Here is a 1,545-nt window from a genome sequence, read left to right as displayed (position 1 = left end):
CCGATGGCCGGCGGCTGGCGCTGCTGACCGTGCGCCTGCCCGATCCCACAGGCTACGGCCGCATCGTGCGCGGCGAAGACGGCACGGTGCAGCGCATCGTCGAGCAAAAGGATGCCAATGACGCCCAGCGCGCCATCCAGGAAATCTACAGCGGCATCATGGCCGTGCCGGCCCGCCACCTGGCCGGCTGGCTGGCCCGCCTGACCAATGACAACGCCCAGGGCGAGTACTACCTGACCGACGTGGTCGCCATGGCCGTGGCCGACGGCGTGCCCGTGGTCGCGCACTGCATTGCCGACCCGGTGCAGGTGGCGGGCGTCAACAGCCCGCTGCAACTGGCCGAGTTGGAGCGCGCCCACCAGGGCGCCCAGGCCCGCACGCTGATGGAGCAGGGCGTGCGCCTGGCCGACCCCGCGCGCTTTGACCTGCGCGATGACCCGCGCACCGGCCGCGCGGCACGCCTGGCCTGCGGGCAGGATGTGGAGATCGACGTGGGCTGCATCTTCAGCGGCCATGTGGAGATTGGCGAAGGTGCGCGCATCGGCGCCTATTGCAGCATTGCCAACGCCACGATTGCGGCGGGCGCCGTCCTCCATCCGTACACGCATGTCGATGGCGAGAAGGCCGGCGTCAGCGTGGGCGAGGGCGCCCTGGTCGGCCCGTTTGCGCGCCTGCGCCCCGGAGCGCAACTGGGCCGCGAAGTGCACATCGGCAACTTCGTCGAGGTCAAGAACTCCGTGCTGGCCGATGGCGCCAAGGCCAACCACCTGGCCTACCTGGGCGATGCCACGGTGGGCGAGCGCGTCAACTACGGCGCCGGCTCCATCACGGCCAACTACGACGGCGTGAACAAGCACCGCACGGTGATCGAGGCCGACGTGCACATCGGCAGCAATTGCGTGCTGGTGGCGCCCGTCACCATTGGCGCGGGCGGCACGGTGGGCGGCGGCTCCACGGTCACCAAGAGCACCGAGCCCGGCGTGCTCACGGTATCGCGGGGCAGGCAGGTGAGCATCACCAGCTGGAAGCGCCCGGTCAAACTGCCCAAGTCCTGAGACTTCCGAGACACGTGGGCTCGAGGGCCCGCATCGATGGCGGGTCCCGTACGGGGCAAGCCGATTTTCCGAATCTCCTGACCCTGTTCATGCCATGACGGAACCTTTCGCCCACCCTCCGCCCGACCCTGCCGCCGACCTGCAAGGCCCGCCCCGCACGCTGCAGGACGCGCTGGAGCGCCTGGCCCAGCGCGAGCAGGAGCTGCAGGCCCTGCGCGCCGCGCAGCAGGAATGGCTGCACGCGGTGTCGCACGACCTGCGCGCGCCGCTGCGCCATGTGCTGTCCTTCGGACCCCTGGTGGACGAGCTGCTGTCGCAGGCCGCGCCTTCGCCGCAGGAACTGCAGGAGGCACGCGGCTTCCTGCAGACCATGGACCAGTCCGCCCGACGCATGGGCGGCATGCTCGACGGCCTGCTGGCCCTGGCGCGCGCCGCCCGCACGCCCATGCAGTGGCAGCCCATTGCCTTGCAGGAACTGCTGGAGACGCGG

2 protein-coding genes are annotated in these 1,545 nt (G+C 70.6%); both read left to right on the top strand.

Annotation, left to right across the window (positions count from 1 at the left end):
- On the top strand, positions 1-1,055 hold a 1,055-nt coding region (gene glmU, locus L995_RS07415), incomplete at its 5' end, for a bifunctional UDP-N-acetylglucosamine diphosphorylase/glucosamine-1-phosphate N-acetyltransferase GlmU (RefSeq protein WP_047470632.1).
- A gap of 94 nt (positions 1,056-1,149) precedes the next feature.
- A partial coding sequence (locus L995_RS07410) for a histidine kinase dimerization/phospho-acceptor domain-containing protein (protein ID WP_047470631.1) occupies positions 1,150-1,545 on the top strand: 396 nt, incomplete at its 3' end.

It is taken from the genome of Delftia sp. ZNC0008, from assembly GCF_000799035.1.
Classification (GTDB): domain Bacteria; phylum Pseudomonadota; class Gammaproteobacteria; order Burkholderiales; family Burkholderiaceae_C; genus Comamonas; species Comamonas tsuruhatensis.
Note: the sequence above shows the minus strand (reverse complement) of the source record. Positions and strands in the feature narration are given on the sequence as shown.